Source organism: Actinoplanes palleronii, from assembly GCF_016862315.1.
Classification (GTDB): Bacteria; Actinomycetota; Actinomycetes; order Mycobacteriales; family Micromonosporaceae; genus Actinoplanes; species Actinoplanes palleronii.
This window is the reverse complement of record NZ_BOMS01000050.1, coordinates 1-16,003: the sequence shown is the minus strand read 5'-3', so window position 1 is coordinate 16,003 and position 16,003 is coordinate 1. Positions and strand designations below refer to the sequence as shown.

General features: G+C 71.6%; 15 protein-coding genes. 8 read left to right on the top strand and 7 right to left on the bottom strand.

The genetic code is table 11. The features are described from left to right. Window positions 1-159: 159 nt before the first annotated feature. Together Apa02nite_RS18525 and Apa02nite_RS18520 are read left to right on the top strand one after the other, a co-directional pair. The gene (locus tag Apa02nite_RS18525; RefSeq protein WP_203826114.1) at window positions 160-1,722 is read left to right on the top strand and encodes a sensor histidine kinase; all 1,563 of its coding nucleotides are present in this window, start codon (window positions 160-162) and stop codon (window positions 1,720-1,722) included. Between the two features lie 38 nt (window positions 1,723-1,760). Beyond that, on the top strand, window positions 1,761-2,432 hold the full coding sequence (locus tag Apa02nite_RS18520) for a response regulator transcription factor (RefSeq protein ID WP_203826113.1): 672 nt from the start codon (window positions 1,761-1,763) through the stop codon (window positions 2,430-2,432). Between the two features lie 18 nt (window positions 2,433-2,450). Here Apa02nite_RS18520 and Apa02nite_RS18515 read toward each other — a convergent pair whose 3' ends face one another. Further along, entirely contained in the window at window positions 2,451-3,023 is a 573-nt protein-coding gene (locus Apa02nite_RS18515; protein ID WP_203826112.1) for a hypothetical protein, read from the bottom strand. A 382-nt stretch (window positions 3,024-3,405) separates the two neighbouring features. On the opposite strand from Apa02nite_RS18515, the gene Apa02nite_RS18510 reads away from it, so the two are divergent. Further along, the gene (locus Apa02nite_RS18510; RefSeq protein ID WP_203826111.1) at window positions 3,406-4,407 is read left to right on the top strand and encodes a DUF3500 domain-containing protein; all 1,002 of its coding nucleotides are present in this window, start codon (window positions 3,406-3,408) and stop codon (window positions 4,405-4,407) included. Next, window positions 4,404-5,675 carry a HupE/UreJ family protein gene (locus Apa02nite_RS18505; protein WP_203826110.1) on the top strand — a complete coding sequence of 424 codons (1,272 nt, stop codon included), beginning with the start codon at window positions 4,404-4,406 and terminating at the stop codon, window positions 5,673-5,675. Before Apa02nite_RS18510 ends, Apa02nite_RS18505 begins: the two co-directional genes overlap by 4 nt. Here Apa02nite_RS18505 and Apa02nite_RS18500 read toward each other — a convergent pair. Both Apa02nite_RS18500 and Apa02nite_RS18495 read right to left on the bottom strand, forming a co-directional pair. Further along, window positions 5,662-7,050: a sensor histidine kinase gene (locus tag Apa02nite_RS18500; protein WP_203826109.1), complete on the bottom strand. Its 1,389-nt coding sequence runs from the start codon at window positions 7,048-7,050 to the stop codon at window positions 5,662-5,664. The genes Apa02nite_RS18505 and Apa02nite_RS18500 overlap by 14 nt on opposite strands. Beyond that, window positions 7,047-7,730 carry a response regulator transcription factor gene (locus Apa02nite_RS18495; protein ID WP_203826108.1) on the bottom strand — a complete coding sequence of 228 codons (684 nt, stop codon included), beginning with the start codon at window positions 7,728-7,730 and terminating at the stop codon, window positions 7,047-7,049. Before Apa02nite_RS18495 ends, Apa02nite_RS18500 begins: the two co-directional genes overlap by 4 nt. A 152-nt stretch (window positions 7,731-7,882) precedes the next feature. Here Apa02nite_RS18495 and Apa02nite_RS18490 point away from each other — a divergent pair, with 152 nt between their 5' ends. Together Apa02nite_RS18490 and Apa02nite_RS18485 are read left to right on the top strand one after the other, a co-directional pair. Continuing rightward, window positions 7,883-9,088, top strand: a complete 1,206-nt coding sequence (locus Apa02nite_RS18490; RefSeq protein ID WP_239164391.1) for a cytochrome P450 — start codon at window positions 7,883-7,885, stop codon at window positions 9,086-9,088. Between the two features lie 5 nt (window positions 9,089-9,093). Beyond that, window positions 9,094-9,288 (top strand): ferredoxin, encoded by a 195-nt coding sequence (locus Apa02nite_RS18485; RefSeq protein ID WP_203826107.1) that lies wholly within the window; start codon window positions 9,094-9,096, stop codon window positions 9,286-9,288. A gap of 14 nt (window positions 9,289-9,302) precedes the next feature. On the opposite strand, the gene Apa02nite_RS18480 is transcribed toward Apa02nite_RS18485, so the two are convergent. Further along, a complete protein-coding gene (locus Apa02nite_RS18480; protein ID WP_203826106.1) occupies window positions 9,303-10,001 on the bottom strand; it encodes a response regulator transcription factor in 699 nt (232 codons plus the stop codon). Between the two features lie 117 nt (window positions 10,002-10,118). Further along, a complete protein-coding gene (locus tag Apa02nite_RS18475) occupies window positions 10,119-12,353 on the bottom strand; it encodes an MMPL family transporter (RefSeq protein ID WP_203826105.1) in 2,235 nt (744 codons plus the stop codon). Between the two features lie 303 nt (window positions 12,354-12,656). On the opposite strand from Apa02nite_RS18475, the gene Apa02nite_RS18470 reads away from it, so the two are divergent. Continuing rightward, window positions 12,657-13,094, top strand: coding sequence for an SCP2 sterol-binding domain-containing protein (locus Apa02nite_RS18470; RefSeq protein ID WP_203826104.1), 438 nt, complete (start codon window positions 12,657-12,659; stop codon window positions 13,092-13,094). A gap of 42 nt (window positions 13,095-13,136) precedes the next feature. Here the strand turns inward: Apa02nite_RS18470 and Apa02nite_RS18465 are convergent, their stop codons facing one another. Both Apa02nite_RS18465 and Apa02nite_RS18460 read right to left on the bottom strand, forming a co-directional pair. Continuing rightward, window positions 13,137-14,777 carry a GMC family oxidoreductase N-terminal domain-containing protein gene (locus Apa02nite_RS18465; protein ID WP_203826103.1) on the bottom strand — a complete coding sequence of 547 codons (1,641 nt, stop codon included), beginning with the start codon at window positions 14,775-14,777 and terminating at the stop codon, window positions 13,137-13,139. Continuing rightward, window positions 14,774-15,304: a DUF5987 family protein gene (locus tag Apa02nite_RS18460; RefSeq protein WP_067685402.1), complete on the bottom strand. Its 531-nt coding sequence runs from the start codon at window positions 15,302-15,304 to the stop codon at window positions 14,774-14,776. The genes Apa02nite_RS18465 and Apa02nite_RS18460 overlap by 4 nt, the downstream gene beginning before the upstream one ends. Window positions 15,305-15,539: 235 nt before the next feature. Between Apa02nite_RS18460 and Apa02nite_RS18455 the strand changes: the two genes are divergently transcribed. Then, window positions 15,540-15,962 (top strand): SgcJ/EcaC family oxidoreductase, encoded by a 423-nt coding sequence (locus Apa02nite_RS18455; protein WP_203826102.1) that lies wholly within the window; start codon window positions 15,540-15,542, stop codon window positions 15,960-15,962. Window positions 15,963-16,003: the final 41 nt, after the last annotated feature.

Here is a 16,003-nt window from a genome sequence, read left to right as displayed (position 1 = left end):
TAGTAGAAAATCTATCAACCCAGGTAGTGGATCTTCCGGCGGCCCGCAGCGACTGGACGCCTATCCGCCTCGACGGCAGATCGGCTTTCCCTGCCCCGCTCCGCAGGCGTTCCGTTTCCTCTCCGGCCTGAAGGCCGGAGTATCCACGGAAGGAATCCGATGACCGTGCGATGGCCGGCCCGCTGGCGCGAAGTGATCGGCCGGGCCGGGGCGTGGCGGCTGACCTACGAGATCTGCCTGACGGTGCTGGTGACCGTCGTGGTCACGGTCACGGCGGTCGCTGCCGACCGGTTCCCGCTGGCGCCGTGGCTCGTCGGGCTGTCCACACCGGTCATCATGGTGCTGCGGCTGACGTACCCGCTGGTCGCCTACGTCGCCGCGGCCCTCGTCGGCCTGGCCACCGGTGGGCAGCACGACGTGTTGCTGGTGGTGCTGAGCGCGTCGCTGGCCTACCGCGTCGCCCGGTGGTGGCAGGTGGCGGCGGCCCTGCTCGCGGCGTGGCTCTGCTACCTGGGCGCCGTGCTCGGCGAGCAGTCGCTCGACCTGGCGTGGGGTGTGGTGTTCACCGGCTGGTTCGCCGTGCTGGCGGTGCTCCCGGCCGGTGTGGCCCGGGTGGTGCGCCGGCGGCGGGTCCTGCTGGGAGCCATGCACCGGCGCAACCTGCAGCTGCACCGGGAGCAGGCCGAGGTCGCCCGGCAGGCGCAGGCCCGGGAGCGGACCCGGATCGCCCGGGACCTGCACGACTCGCTGGGACACAAACTGACCCTGATCTCGTTGTACGCCGGGATGCTGCGCCCGGCCGGTGACGACGAGCGTGCGGAGACCGCCGAGCTGGTCCGGCAGACGGCGTCCGGGGCGATGACCGAGCTGCGGCAGATCCTCGGCCTGCTCGGGCAGGACGACACGCAGTCCTCGGTACGACCGCTGATCGGCCTCGACGAGGTGGCCGGGCAGGCCCGTGCGACCGGGGCGCAGGTGAGCGTGGAGCGCGACGGCGAGCCCCGGCCACTGGCGGCGCTCACCGAACACGCGGCGTACCGGGTGATCCAGGAGGGTCTGACCAACGCGCTGCGGCACGCACAGGGCAGCCGGATCGTGCTGCTGCTGCGCTACGACGAGGACGCCCTGGTCGCCGGGGTGACGAACACCGCCGGGCACCGGACGACACATCCCACCTCCGGGCAGGGGTTGCTGGGGCTGGCCGAACGGGTCCGGGTCGCCGGCGGGATGCTCTACACCGGGGCGACCCCGGACGGCGGGTTCCGGCTGGCGGCCACGCTGCCCTACCTCAGCGAGAACCCGGCACCACCGGTCGCGGACCAGCGCCGGCTGCCGGACGTCGCGGCCGGCGCCGACTTCGCGACGGTGATGGACCGCGACCGCCGCCGATCCCGGTTCGCCCTCATCGCCACCACGCTGTCCATCGCCGGTTCCCTGGTGCTGTGCGCGGCCGGTGTCTGGGTCACCACGACGTTCGTCGAAGTCGACCGGAAGGTCTACGACGCCGCCCGCGTCGGGCAGCCGGAACGCGAGGTCCGCGCGCTGCTGCCGGACCCGGACGCCGGGGTCACCGACGCGGACGGCGGCCGGTCGGTGCCCGGCGCCACCTGCGTCGACTATCAGGCGTCGCTGCTCGACCAGCTCGCCACCGACACCGGCAACCTGTACTACCGGTTCTGCTTCCGCGACGGCGTTCTCGTCGACAAACAGAGCTTCGACTGACCTGCCCCGATGAACCGACGACAGCGGAAGACGACACCATGAGCGAGACCCTGCGGGTCGTGCTGGCCGACGACGAGGCACTGATCCGGACCGCGATCGAGGCGGTGCTGCGCCCGGCCACCGACATCGAACTGATCGCGCAGGCCGCCGACGGCCGGGCCGCAGTGGACCTGGTCCTGCGGCACCGGCCGGACGTGGCGTTGCTCGACATCCAGATGCCGGTCATGGACGGCCTCGCCGCCCTCCAGGAGATCCGCCGGCTGACACCCGCGGTACGGGTCCTGGTGCTGACGACCTTCGGCGAGGACGCGTACGTCGCCCGGGCCCTCGACGCCGGCGCGGCAGGTTTCCTGCTCAAGGAATCAGCCGGCGACGAACTCGCGTACGCGGTCCGCGCCGCCGCGGCCGGCAACGCCTACCTGTCGCCGAAAGTCACCCGGCAGGTTCTCGACCGGCTCCCCGTGGCGACCGCGCGACCGGAGGAGGATCTGGCCAAGGTCGGACTGCTCAGCGACCGGGAGACCGAGGTCCTGGTGCTGCTGGCGCAGGGCCTGTCCAACGCCGAGATCGGCCGGCAGCTGTTCGTCTCCGAAGGCACCGTCAAGACCCACCTGTACCGGGTGTTCGCCAAACTCCAGTGCGACAACCGGGTCCAGGCCGCCATGCTCGCCCAGCGCGCCGGGTTGCTGGACGACCCCCGGCGGGGATGACGCGGGTGGGAAGGCCGGTCAGTCCAGGGCCAGCATCCACTCCAGGCCCTCGCGAGCGGCGGCGATGCCCGGCTCGCGGGACTGCGCGGTGAACACCAGCACCCGGCCCTCCTGGCGCGGCAGCAGGTAGTGCGCCTGCCACCACGGGTCGCCCTCGTGCTCGTAGGTCACCTCGATCACCTGCACGCCGTCACCCATCGTGCGGCGGTCGGTTACTGTCTGGCCGACGCCGATCAGCACGTCCGGGTCGGGGACGCGGGCCGGTCCCTGCACGGAGATCGACGAGTCGTGCTTGCCGGCCAGGCCGTAAGGCACGAAGGTCGACTCGACGGTGAAGCCGGACGGCCACGCCACCTCGAAGACGCCGGTCTGGATGGACCAGAACGGCTGGTCCGGGCCGGGCGCCACGTCGACGATCCCGGGCGCGGACTGCGGGTCCGCCGGGTCGACGAGCGCCGTCGCCGGGCCGTCCTCCCGCCAGTTCGTCACCAGCACGGCATGGGGCGCCGCGTCCGACCGCGCGAACGTGTACTGCCCGTACGGCACCAGCACCACGCCATAACCGGCGAGGCGGGCCAAGACGTGTCCCATGGACGCGCACTGTAATCAGCCCCGCGGCAGAAGCTGTGATCGGGCTGTGGCAGGGGCGGGTGGACGCTATGTATAAAGCTGTTCACAACGCTGGTAAGAAGCCGGTAAGAAAAGGCAGACAAACCGTTTTTCGTACGATTGATTCGGCAATACTGGGCCGGAATGGCGCGGGCGGGATGCTCGGGTAATGACCAGGAAGGCTCATTGGTTCATGCGGTCTAAAGTGATCTCCAGCGCGGTTCTGGCGACAGTTCTCGTGGTCGTGGGTGGCTGTGACAGCGGCGGGAACGATGCGGCCGGGCCGGCGGCGTCGGCCAGCTCCGCGGCGGGACCCGGGGGTCGCGGCGGCCCCGGCGGCGGGGGCGGGCCCGGCGGCGGGAGCATGCAGACGTTCACCGCGGTGAACCTCAATACGAACGGGGACAGCCCGGGCGGTGCGAACACCGCGGAGGTCGCCGCCGCGACGACAGCGTTCCTCGCCACGCTCGACGCCACCACGCTGGCCAAGGTGCAGTTCGACTTCTCGGAGAACCAGAAGCGGCAGACCTGGTCGAACTTTCCGACCACCACGGTGGCCCGGGAAGGGGTCGCGCTCGCCGCCCTGACCACGGCGCAGCAGCAGGCCGCCATGGCGATGCTGAAGGTGGCGCTCAGCGACACCGGATACCAGCAGGTGCTGAACATCCAGAAGTCCGACGACTACCTGAACAGCCTCGGCGGGCAGGGCGCGGACGGGTTCGGCGCGCTCAAGGACTACTACGTCGCCGTCTACGGCGCGCCGTCGGCGACCGACCCGTTCATGGTGCAGTTCGGCGGGCATCACCTGGCCCGCAACCTGACCTACAACGGCGACAAGGTCAGCCAGACCCCGCAGTTCGTCGGTTCCGAGCCGACCTCGTTCACCGTCGACGGGGCGACCGTGGCACCGGTGAAGGACGAGTCGACCGGGATGTTCGCGATGGTCGCGGCGCTCACCGCCGAGCAGAAGACCGCCGCGAAGCTCACCTCCGGCACGTACGACGACCTGCTGATGGGGCCGACCCACGACGACGGCACGTTCCCGGCGGCCGAGGGGCTGGCCGTCTCCGGGCTCGGCGCCGCGCAGAAGAAGGCGGTCCTCACCGCGATCACCGCCTACGTCGGTGACCTGAACGGCGCCGCCGCGCAGAAGTCACTGGCCAAGTACGAGTCGGAGCTGGACTCGACGAAGATCTCCTGGGCCAACAACACCGGGCCGAGCGACGAGAGCAGCTACATCCGGATCGACGGCCCGAGCGTGTGGATCGAGTTCATCAACACCCGGAGCATGAGCACACCGGACATCCACTATCACTCGGTCTACCGGGACAAGACCAACGACTACGGCAGCACCAAACCCTCGTGAGACTCGGTCGCCTGATCGCGTGCGTCGTCATGGCGTACGCGATCATCTCGGTGCTGGGGACCAGCGGCGCCGCAGCCCACCCGCTCAGCACCACCGCCATCCTCCTCGATCCCGGCCCGCGCAGCGTGGCCGGACGGATCCAACTGCCTCTCGACCGTCTCGAAGTGGCCCTGGACGAACCGCTCACCGCGACCACCGCGCTGCAGCCGGCGAAGCTCGACGAGCTGCGCCGGTACGTGGCGGGGCACACCGCGGCCTCGGGTGCGGCCGGCGCGTGGGCGGTCGCGCTGACCGGCGGCCGGGTGGAGCAGGTCGACGCCGTCGATCACCTGGTCTTCGACCTGACGCTGACCCCGCCGGACGGGCAGGTCGGCGACTTCACCCTCGACTACGACGCGATCCTGCACCAGATCGTCAGCCACCAGGTGTTCGTCGCGGTGCGGCAGCCCGGCGCCACCGACTACACCAGCCTGGGCGTGCTCGACTGGACCGGCCACACCGTTACCGTGCCGGCGATCGGGGCGACCGCCGAGGACGGGTTCCTCGCCTCGGTGCGGCTCGGCGTGCAGCACATCGCGGAGGGCGCCGACCACCTGCTCTTCCTGATCATGTTGTTGGTGCCGGCGCCGCTGGTGGCCGGCCGGCGTCGCTGGGTGCGCGGCGGTGACCTGCGGCGCAGCGTGGTGCGGGTGGTGCACGTGGTCACCGCGTTCGCTATCGGTCACTCGATCACGCTGGCGCTCGGCGCGCTGGGTCTCGTGTCGGTGCCGACCCGGGTGGTGGAGAGCCTGATCGCGGTCTCGATCCTGGTCTCCGCGGTGCACGCGATCCGGCCGCTGGTGCCGGGCGGGGAGGCCTGGATCGCGGCCGGGTTCGGCCTGATGCACGGCCTGGCGTTCGCCGCGCTGATCGGCGATCTCGGGCTCGGCCGGGGCTCGCTGGTCGCCGATCTGCTCGGCTTCAACCTCGGCATCGAGGTGACCCAGCTCGCGGTGGTGGCCCTGCTGATGCCGTCGCTGCTGGTGCTGAGCCGGACCCGGATCTACCCGGCGGTCCGGATCGGGATCGCCGGTGCCGGTGTCGTGCTGGCCACCGCCTGGCTGGCCGAGCGCACCACCCTGATCAGCGAGAACCCGTTGAACCGGGTGACCGACGGGCTGGTCGCCCATCCGTTCCTGGTCGCCGCGGCCCTGGCGGTCGTGGCCGGTGTGGCCTGGGCGGTGCCCGGTTCCGCTCGGATGCCCCGGCAGGCCGTCACTCCGGGGTGAGACCGGGCAGCAGCCGGGACCGGTCCACGCTGAAGCCGACCTCGGCGCCGCCGCCGGGCCGGGTCCGCGCGAACACCGCCCCGCCGTGCGCGTCCGCGACGTCGCGGACGATGGCCAGGCCGAGCCCCGATCCGGGCAGGCCGCGGGCGGTGTCCGCCCGGTAGAACCGGTCGAACACCCGAGTGGCGTCGGCCGCGTCGATGCCCGGCCCGCGGTCGGCGACGGTGATGGTGTCCTGACGCGCGCGTACCTCGATCGGGTCGGCTCCGTCCGGGTCGAACTTGGCGGCGTTCTCCAGCAGGTTGCCCACCGCCCGCTCGAGCGCCTGCCGGCCGCCGAGCACAACGGTGTCGTCGGTGTCGACCCGCACCGGCCGGCCGGTGCGGCGCTGCACCCGCTGCGCGGCGCGCCCGGTGACCGCGGCGAGCGCCACCGGTTCGTCGGCCTCGTCCTGGTGCGCGGAGAGCGCCAGCTCGACGAGTTCGTCGATCAGGTGGCTGAGCTCGCGGGTCTCACCCTCGATGTCGTCGACCAGCCGGTCCCGGTTGTCCGGGCTCAGCTCGGCGATCCGGCGCAGCACGCTCGCGTTGGTACGCAGGCTGGTCAGCGGCGTGCGCAGCTCGTGCGCGGCGTCCTGCACCAGCCGCTCCTGCGCCTCGCGCGCGCCGGCGATCCGGCCGAGCATCGTGTTGAACGCCGCCGCGAGCCGGCCGACCTCGTCCCGGCCGTCCACCGGCACCGCACGATCGACCCGGCCGGCCGCGCTGACCTGCTCGGCGACCCCGGCGAGCCGCACCAGCCGCCGGGTGATCCGGCGCGCGATCAGCCAGCCCGCGGCGGCCGCGACGAGCAGCACCACCCCGCTGATCACGATGAACTGGTTGGCCATCCCGCCCATCACCCGCCGGGTCAGCTCAACCGGCGCGGCGACCTGCACCGCGCCGCGCCCGCCGGGGAGCACGGTGGTCCGCTGGCGGTAGGCGCGCCCGCCGACCACGACCTCGGTGGTCGCGGTCTGCCAGGGTGTGCCGGTGGCGGCCAGGGCGCGGACGGCGTCGGACACCGGCAGCGAGCTCGGCCCGCCGACCAGCGGGGTGACCGTGCCGTCCGGGGCGACCCGTTGCGCGACGACGTGCACGTCCTGCCCGCACGCCGGTTCGGGGTGGCAGGCGCCGGTGCCCGGTGCGGGCCGTGCGGTGTCCGGCGGTGGCGCGCCCTGATAGCCGGCCAGGGCCACCGTGACCGTGCTCAGCGACCTGTCGATCTCCTCGCTCAGCCGGTGCGACGCGGCGCCGTAACCGAGCGTGCCGACCAGTGCGGCCGCCAGGGTGCTGATCACGGCGAAGGTCAGGGCAAATGTTGTACGCAGGCTCACGGCTGCCGCACCGCGTACCCGAGGCCACGCACGGTGTGGATCAGGGCGGGTGCGCCGGTCGCGCTGAGTTTGCGCCGCAGATAGCCGACGTAGACGGCCAGGTTCTTCGAGTCCGGGCCGAAGTCGTAACCCCAGATCCGCTGGTAGATCGTCAACTGGTCCAGCACCACGCCCTCGTGGCGCACCAGCAGCTCCAGCAGGTCGAACTCGGTCTTCGACAACTGCAGCTCCACGCCGCCCCACCAGCTGCGCCGGGCCGCGACGTCGATGCGCAGGTCCGCGAGCCGCAGCTCGGCCGGCCGCTCGGGGTCCGGCGCCGCGCGGCGCAGCAGCGCCCGCAGCCGGGCGAACAGCTCGGCCGGCTCGAACGGTTTGGGCAGGTAGTCGTCGGCGCCGGCGTCCAGGCCGGCGACCCGGTCCGGCGTCTCCACCCGCGCGGTGAGCATCAGCACCGGCGTACGGTCGCCGGCCGCGCGCAGCCTGCGGCACACCGCGAGACCGTCGAGGCCGGGCATCATCACGTCGAAGAGCAGCACGTCGAACGACTCCCGCCGGGCACAGGCCAGCGCCTGCGTACCGTCGGCGGCGGTCGTCACGGCGTAGCGCTCCAGCTCCAGGGCGCGGGCCAGGGACTCCCTGATCGCACGGTCGTCGTCGGCAATGAGAACACGAGGCGGCACCCGGCAATGATCCCTCCGCCGGGTCGGGCCGGGCGGACCACGCCGTTAAATCAAGTGCTTGACTTAATCGGTCGAGCGGGCGTTGACTGGGTCGGAACGGCACCAATCCGCTCGAAGGCCTCAGCGCGGCTGTATCGAGGAGGTTCCGCCCAGTGACCAGCGATACCGTTCCCGCTTTCCCGATGGCACGGGCGGCCGGCTGTCCGTTCGATCCGCCCCCTGAGCTGCACCGGCTCCAGGACGAGGCCCCGCTGAGCCGGGTCCGGCTGTGGGACGGGTCCACACCCTGGCTGGTGACCCGCTACGCCGAGCAGCGCAGTCTGCTGGCCGACCCGCGGCTCAGCGCCGACGTCACCCGGCCCGGGTATCCGTTCCCCGCACCAGGCCGGCCCACCGGCGCCCAGAAGCTGGGCTTCATCCTGATGGACGACCCGGAGCACGCCCGGCTGCGCCGCATGGTGACCGCTCCGTTCGCGATCAAGCGGGTGGAGGCGCTGCGGCCCGCCGTACAGAAGATCGTCGACGATCTGATCGACGACCTGCTGGCCGGACCGAAGCCGGTCGACCTGGTCGAGGCGTTCGCCCTGCCGGTGCCGTCACTGGTGATCTGCGCGCTGCTCGGCGTCCCGTACGCGGATCATGACCTGTTCCAGGGCCACAGCCGCAACCTGATCAGCCGCAGTGTGCCCGCCGACCAGCGCGGTGCGTCGTTCCGCGCCCTGCACGACTACCTGGACCGGCTGCTCGCGCAGAAGACCGCCGACCCCGGCGACGACCTGCTGTCACAACTGGTCACCCGGGTGCAGGCCGGTGAGCTGGAGCGCTCCGACGCCGCCGGCATCGGCGTGCTGCTGCTGGTCGCCGGGCACGAGACCACCGCCAACATGATCGCGCTCGGCACCCTGGCCCTGCTCGAACACCCCGATCAGCTGGCCCTGCTGCGCGACGGCGACGACCCGAAACTCGTGGCCGGCGCCGTCGAGGAGCTGCTGCGCTACCTGAACATCACCCACACCGGCCGGCGCCGGGTGGCCCTCGACGACATCGAGATCGCCGGCGTCACCATCCGCGCCGGCGACGGGCTGATCCTGGCCAACGACATCGGCAACCGCGACCCCGGCACGTTCACCGACCCGGGAACGCTGGACCTGACCCGCGACGCCCGCCGGCACGTCGCGTTCGGGTTCGGCGTGCACCAGTGCCTCGGCCAGCCGCTGGCCCGCCTGGAACTGCAGGTCGTCTACAGCACGCTCTACCGCCGCATCCCGACCCTGCGCCGGGCGGCCGCGCTGGCGGACATCCCGTTCAAGCACGACGGGGCGGTCTACGGCGTCTACGAACTCCCGGTGACCTGGTGAGCGGCGTGCGGGTCATCCTGGATCAGGACAAGTGCGTCGGGTCCGGGCAGTGCGTCATGACCGCACCCGAGGTCTTCGACCAACGGGACGAGGACGGGATCGCTGTCCTGCTCACGACCGCTCCCGATACCGGTCAGACCGATGTGGTACGCGAAGCAGCCGCCCTCTGCCCAGCCTTGGCGATCACGGTCCGTGAGTAGCCTCCCGCGCAGCGCTACCGTCCGCCCGCGCGTGGTGTGGTCAGCCCGGTCTCGTAGGCGAACACCACCAGCTGCGCCCGGTCCCGGGAGGCGGTCTTCATCATGGCCCGGTTGACGTGGGTCTTCGCGGTGGCCGCGCTGATCGTCAGCCGGTCCGCGATCTCGTAGTTGGACAGCCCGGCCCCGACCAGGGCAGTGATCTCCCGTTCCCGGCCGGTCAGCTCGGTCAGCGCCCGCGCGTAGGCCGGTTCGGCGCTCGACGGTTCCGGCGCCGCCGCCGGGGGCTGGGCCAGGAACCGGCCGATCAGCGCCGTGGTCGCGGCCGGCGACAGCAGCGATTCACCGGCGGCGACGGTCCGGACGGCCTGCAGCAACTCGTCGGGGTTGACCCCCTTGCCGAGGAAGCCGCTGGCGCCGGCCCGCAGCGCGGCCACCACGATCTCATCGGTCTCGAACGTGGTCAGCACCAGCACCCGCACCCCGGCGAGCGACGCGTCGGCGGTGATCAGCCGGGTCGCCTCGATGCCGTCCATCTCCGGCATCCGGATGTCCATCAGCACCAGGTCGGCGGCCAGCTCCCGGGCCCGGGTTACGGCCTCGGCGCCGGTGGCCGCCTCACCGACCACCTCGATGCCAGGATCGGAGTCGAGCAGCAGGCGAAACGTCGCCCGCAAGAGGGCCTGGTCGTCGGCGAGCAGCACGCGGATGGTCACTCGATCATTCTCCGTAACGGTGCGTCCGGGGCAGCCGCGAACCCCAGTGTCCCGGCAGGCGAGCGGGTGGTCGCTGGGTCAGCGACCACCGCTCGGTGTTCCGGATCCTGGAGTTGGTCAGCGCGTTCCGGCGGGTGTCAGCACGTCCTCGTCGGTGTGCTGCGGCGCTTGCCGGTCGGCGGCTCGCAGGGTGCGGCCTTCGGCGTCGATGGTCGGCAGGAGGCGGTCGAGCCAGCGGGGCATCCACCAGGCGGCGTTGCCGAGCAGTTTCAGCACCGCCGGGACGATGATCATGCGGACGATGACGGCGTCGGCGAGTACGCCGACCGACAGGGCGAACCCGATCGCGGCGACGAACGGTGACACCGCGGTGGCGAAGCCGGCGAACACCGCGATCATGATGGCCGCGGCGGCGACCACGACCACCGCGGTGCGCTGGAAGCCGTCGACGATCGCGTCGGCCGGGCTCAGGCCGCGGGCGTGTGCCTCGTGCATCCGGGAGACCAGGAACACCTGGTAGTCCATGGCCAGGCCGAACAGGATGCCGACGATCAAAATCGGTAGCAGGCTCAGGATCGGGTTGCCGGACGGCGCCGGGATCAACGCGTCGGCCCAGCCGTCCTGGAAGACCTTGACGGTGACGCCGAACGCGGTGCCGAGCGAGAGCAGGAAGCCCAGCGTGCCGACGAGCGGGACGAGCAGCGACCGGAACAGGATGATCAGCAGGACCAGGGCCAGGCTGACCACCAGGATCAGGTAGATGATCAGTGCGTCGCTGAGCATGTCGTTGGTGTCGATGTCGACGGCGGTGGATCCGGTGACGGCGATGCTCACCCCGGCGACGTCTGCGGCGTGGTCGCGGATGTCGCGGACCAGGTCACGGGTCGCGTCATCGATAGGACCACTTTTCGGTACGACCTGAAGCATCGCGGTCGTGCCGTCCTTGCTGACCCCGGCCGGGGTGACCGCGGCGACGTCGCCGACCGCCGTGACCATGCCGGCCACCTGGTTGAGCTTGCCGGCCACGCCGGTGCCCTCGACCAGGACGATCAGCGCGCTCTGGCTGCCGGCGCCGAACTTGTCGGCGATCATGATGTACGCGGCCCGCTGGGTGCTGTCCGGGTCCTCGCCGCCGGGGGTGCTCAGCGCGGTCCTGAGGTCGAACGTCGGCATGGCCAGCAGGAGCAGCCCGGCGATCGCGACCACCGCGATCGGCAGCGGCGCCTTCATCACGACGCGGATCCAGCCGCCGAGGAACGAGCGACGCCGTCCGCGCCGGGCGGCCTGTTCGGTCAGCGGGACACCGGTGCGGAGCAGACGGCGTTCGCGGCGGGACAGCACCCGGTAGCCCATCGAGCGCATCAGCGCCGGCAGGAACGTGAGGGCCATCAGCACGGTGGTGGCGACGGTGACCGCGGCGGCGATGCCCATCTCGGTGATGAACGGGATCCGGACCACCGACAGGCCGACCAGCGCGATGATCACGGTGGCGCCGGCGAACACGACCGCGGAGCCGGCGGTGCCGATCGAGCGGGCGATGGCTTCCTCGACGGTACGGCCCTCGCGCAGTTCGGTGCGGAACCGGGCCAGGATGAACAGCCCGTAGTCGATGCCGACGGCGAGGCCGATCATGCCGGCCAGGGTGGGCGTGGTCGAGCCGATCGGGTGCCAGGCGGACAGCGCGAAGACACCGAGCAGCCCGGTGGCGAGCCCGAGCAGGGCGCCGAGCATGTTGGCGCCGGCCGCGATCAGCGAGCCGAACGTGACGATCAGGATGATGAACGCGATCATGGCACCGAGGCCCTCGGCCGGGCTCTGCTCGGGCACCTGGTCGCCGATCGACCCGCCGACCTCCACGCTCAGGCCGGCGTCCCGGGCGGTCTGTGCGACGGCGAGGACCTTTTCGTAGATCGGGTCGGTGTCCACGTCGTCGGTCAGCCCGGTCAGCGTCACGGTCGCGACCGCCGTGGTGCCGTCTGCTGACACGTACGATCGATCCTTGGCGAACGGGTCGCTGACCGCCGCGACGTGCCCGACCTCGGTGACCCCCTCGATCGCCGTGGCGATGATCTTCTTGCTGGTCGCGCCGGTGACCTGCTGCCCGGCGGGGGCGGTGAGCACCAGCTGCAGGGTGCCCTTGGTGTCGTCGATCGCGGTCGCCGGGAACTTCGCCTGCATGACTTGCAGGGCCCGCCCGGACTCGGTGCTCGACAGGCTGAAACCGCCCTCGCTGAACGTCATGCCGGTCACGGTGCCGACGACGCCGACAGCCAGCATCAGCCCCCAGACGACAAAAGCGAGAACCCGATGCCGAGCACTGAACGCGCCGAGCCGGGACAGATACGCAGCCATCGAGACAGGACTCCTCGGTAGGTGATTCGGGGACCACACGAGGGGCGTCCTCGGGCGATCTCCAGAATCCCGTCCGCGCCGGCCCACGTCGTCAACCGCGCACGGCATCCGCGGCTACCGCAGGCGCGTTACCAGCGGTTTCCGCTATGCGGCGGGTACCGCAACCGCGGTACCCCACGGTGGCAGGACATGACCATCTGAGCCGGCCGCCGCTGCTGCGCACGCTGGAAGTTGGTTGGTGGACCCCTACCCCTAGAAGCTCGAGGAGACCCCCTACCACCCCCTATTTCGAGGAGCACCCCGATGGCCATCCAAGCGGATCCGTTGACCGAACCCCGTGAGTTCGCCCTGCAAGTGCGTGCCGCCTCCGATGCCGACCTGGAGCAACTGGTGCGCGACGCCGGGCCGTCGCTGCTGAACTCGATCTTCGAGGGGATGCCCGGGGTGTTCCGCGCCGACCGGGCCGGTGCGCTCGACACCGTCGTGCACTGGCACGTGCTCGGGCCCGACAACGCGGACGCCGCCTACCAGGTCACCATCGCCGGCGGGCAGTGCGTGACCTCGCCCGGCACCCCCGACCCGGCGCGGCTGACCCTGCGCCTGGACGTCGCGAACTTCCTGCGGATGACCACCGGGAACGCCGCAGCGTGGACGCTGTTCCTGCGCGGCCGGCTCAAAGCACGCGGTGACCTGGGCCTGGCCCGGACGTTCCCGCAGTACTTCGACGTGCCGAAGGTCTGAGCACCCCGAGGGCCCGCCACCGAGATGGCGGGCCCGGTGTGGTCAAGCCCCGGCGCCGACCGGCGAGGAAGCGCTGACCGTCGCGTGCTCCGGCGGCCGGGACACGTAGCGCACCCCGACACCCCGATCAATCGCCGCCTGGACGATCCCCGGCACCGCCCGCTCGGCCAGCGCGGCGATGGTGAACGCCGGATTGACCGTCAGCCCGGCCGGGACCGCGGACCCGTCGGTCACGAAGATGCCCGGATGCCCGCGCAGCTCGTGCCGGTCGTCCAGTGCCGACGTCTGCGGGTCGTCGCCGATGCGGCAGGACGCGAGCGGGTGCACCGTGTACGCCCCGATCACCTCGTTGGTCCACGGCATCACCCGGGACAGCCCGTCGCGTTCCAGGATGTCGCGGACGTCGGCGTCGGCCCGCTCCCACCCGGCGAGCGTGTTCGCGGTCGGCTCGTAGCTCAGCGCGCCCCGGCTGAGCATCTGCTGGGCGATGCGTTCGCCGTTGCCGGTCGGCGGGGGCGGGCCGAACACCCCCTCGTTGTCGTCCTCGCTCATGATGAAGATCGTCAGCCAGGACTTCCAGCGGCGCAGGATCTCCTTCTTCTGCACGCCGAACCAGCTGGGCCCGGTCGCGTCCGGCACCTGGGCCAGGATGGACCCGAACCCGGGCGGGAAGTACAGCTGCTCCAGCGAGTGCCGGCTGAACTCGGGCAGGTCACCGTCCAGCTTGTCCCAGCTCGCGCAGACCGGGCCCTTGCCGATCTGATACCCCTCGTACGCGACACCGTCGGGCCGGCTGAGCCCGAGCACCTCGCGTACCTTGTCCTCGTTGACGATCGCGGTGTTCAGACGTTCGCCGTTGCCGGAGAAGTAGCGCCCGACCGCGGCCGGCATCTCGCCCAGCGCCTGCTCGGAGCGTTGCAGGATGACCGGGGTGGCCGCGGCGCCGGCCGCCACGATCACGATCCGCGCGTCGATCGTGCCGCTGCCGGTGACCTCCCGGTAGTCGACCTCGTCGAGGGTGTTGAAGTGCACCCGGTAGCCGTCGTCGGCGGTCCGGGAGATGTACTGCACCTCGTGCAGCGGCCGGATCTGCGCGCCGGCCGCCACCGCGGACGGGATGTAGTTGAGCAGCAGTGACCGTTTGGCGTCGAACCGGCAGCCGGACATCATCCAGTTGCAGTTGGTGCACGAGGACTTGTCGATCGCGGCCGGCACCGGGTTCGCGGTCCGCCCGGCGTGCGCGCACGCCGCGGCCCACAACCCACCGGAGTACGTGACATCCGACCAGTCGTTGCGGCTGATCGGCAGCGACGCCGCGACGGTGTCGTACCAGGGGTCGAGTGCCGACCGGTCGACCGAACCGGGCCACAGCCGCCGGCCCAGGCTGCCGTGCCGTTCGAAGGTGAACCGGGGCGCCCGGGGCATGGCGGCGAAGTAGACGACGCTGCCGCCGCCCACGCAGTTGCCGCCCAGCACGTTCATGCCGTCGCCCATGGTGAACTCGAAGACCCGGGTGCTGGCGCTGCCGAACTTGAAGTCGTGGTCGAAGTCCTTGCCGGACAGCCACGGCCCCCGTTCCAGGACCACGACCCGGGCTCCGCCGGCGGCCAGCCGGTACGCCGGGATCGAGCCCCCGAACCCGCTGCCGATGATCAGGACGTCGGTGCTGTCGGTGTCGCTCATGCGGGATCTCCCGTGGGTGTGGTGTGCGGGTGTGACGGGGCCAGGACCCGCCCGTAGGAGAAGTCCGGGAAACGCCACAGTCCGTCGGCGTCCGGCGGGGCGAAGCCGATCTGGGTGAGCCCGGGGTGGCCGGCGGCGATCGCGTCGACGGTGTGCTCGGCCGCGCCGGTGTCCCAGGCCATCACGCTGAACATGGCCAGTGCCACCCACAGCTCCTGGTCGGGGCTGTCCCGCGCGGTGAGCTCGGCGGTCAGCGTGGTGCGGTGCTCGAACGACAGGGCCACGAACGGCGGCACCGCCGGATCGAGCGTCAGGCCGGTGCGTTCCGCGTAGTCGGTGGCGTGGTCGTCGAGGCCGAGCGCCAGGGTGTCGAGGGTTCCGGCCATGCCGCCCTCCTCGGACACGAGCAGGTCCAGTGCCCCGGAGGTGACCGCGCCGCCCCCGGTCGCGGCGCCCGGCACCGCCCGGTCGCCGGGCCAGCGTTGCTCGCCCGGGATGATGGTGTCGGCGAAGGCTTCGAGGGTCATGACCTGGTCCGGGTCGAGTTCTACCGCGATCTCGAGCAACGGAGTGCCCCTTTCGTCCGGTATGCAGGTAGAGCCTCATCGTCGGTCCGCGGCCGTGCGCGGCGCATCTTCCCGGTTGCGCCCCGGTGGCCGCCGCACGTTGGGAGACGCACCGGCCGGGTGCTCGCCGTCACGATGGACGTCGATCGCCCGGTCGCCGGGAAGTCCGCGACCGCTGAGTGAAAGCGGGACGACAATGACCATCACCACCGAGGCGGCCGACGCCGCCGCACAGTCGCAGGCGGAGATCGCCGCGATCCCGGCGCGGATGGTGCGGGCCTGGGCCGCGCACGACGCCGACGCGTTCGCCGACCTGTTCGCCGAGGACGGCACGCTGATCCTGCCGGGGGTGTACCGCACCGGCCGGGCCGAGATCCGTGACTTCATGGCGGCCGCCTACCAGGGCGTCTACCGGGGGACCACGGTCACCGGTCAGCCGATCGCGCTCAAGCCGCTGGGCCCGGGCGCGGTCGCCCTGATCACCGTGGGCGGCGTGCTGGCGCCCGGCCAGGACCAGCTGGACGCGGGCAACGCGATCCGCGCCTCGTGGACCCTGGTCAAGCGCGACGGCCGCTGGGTCCTCGCGGTCTACCAGAACTGCCCGCGCGACCCCGCCTGAGCGCTACCCCCGGCTGGTGCTCAGGGGTGCCTCACGAGTCC

Excerpts from the sequence above, each read along its gene's own strand:
- Apa02nite_RS18525 (WP_203826114.1), top strand. The coding sequence starts at position 160 with ATGACCGTGCGATGGCCGGCCCGCTGGCGCGAAGTGATCGGCCGGGCC.
- Apa02nite_RS18520 (WP_203826113.1), top strand. The coding sequence starts at position 1,761 with ATGAGCGAGACCCTGCGGGTCGTGCTGGCCGACGACGAGGCACTGATC.
- Apa02nite_RS18515 (WP_203826112.1), bottom strand. The coding sequence starts at position 3,023 with ATGGGACACGTCTTGGCCCGCCTCGCCGGTTATGGCGTGGTGCTGGTG.
- Apa02nite_RS18510 (WP_203826111.1), top strand. The coding sequence starts at position 3,406 with ATGCAGACGTTCACCGCGGTGAACCTCAATACGAACGGGGACAGCCCG.
- Apa02nite_RS18475 (WP_203826105.1), bottom strand. The coding sequence starts at position 12,353 with ATGGCTGCGTATCTGTCCCGGCTCGGCGCGTTCAGTGCTCGGCATCGG.
- Apa02nite_RS18470 (WP_203826104.1), top strand. The coding sequence starts at position 12,657 with ATGGCCATCCAAGCGGATCCGTTGACCGAACCCCGTGAGTTCGCCCTG.
- Apa02nite_RS18465 (WP_203826103.1), bottom strand. The coding sequence starts at position 14,777 with ATGAGCGACACCGACAGCACCGACGTCCTGATCATCGGCAGCGGGTTC.
- Apa02nite_RS18460 (WP_067685402.1), bottom strand. The coding sequence starts at position 15,304 with ATGACCCTCGAAGCCTTCGCCGACACCATCATCCCGGGCGAGCAACGC.
- Apa02nite_RS18455 (WP_203826102.1), top strand. The coding sequence starts at position 15,540 with ATGACCATCACCACCGAGGCGGCCGACGCCGCCGCACAGTCGCAGGCG.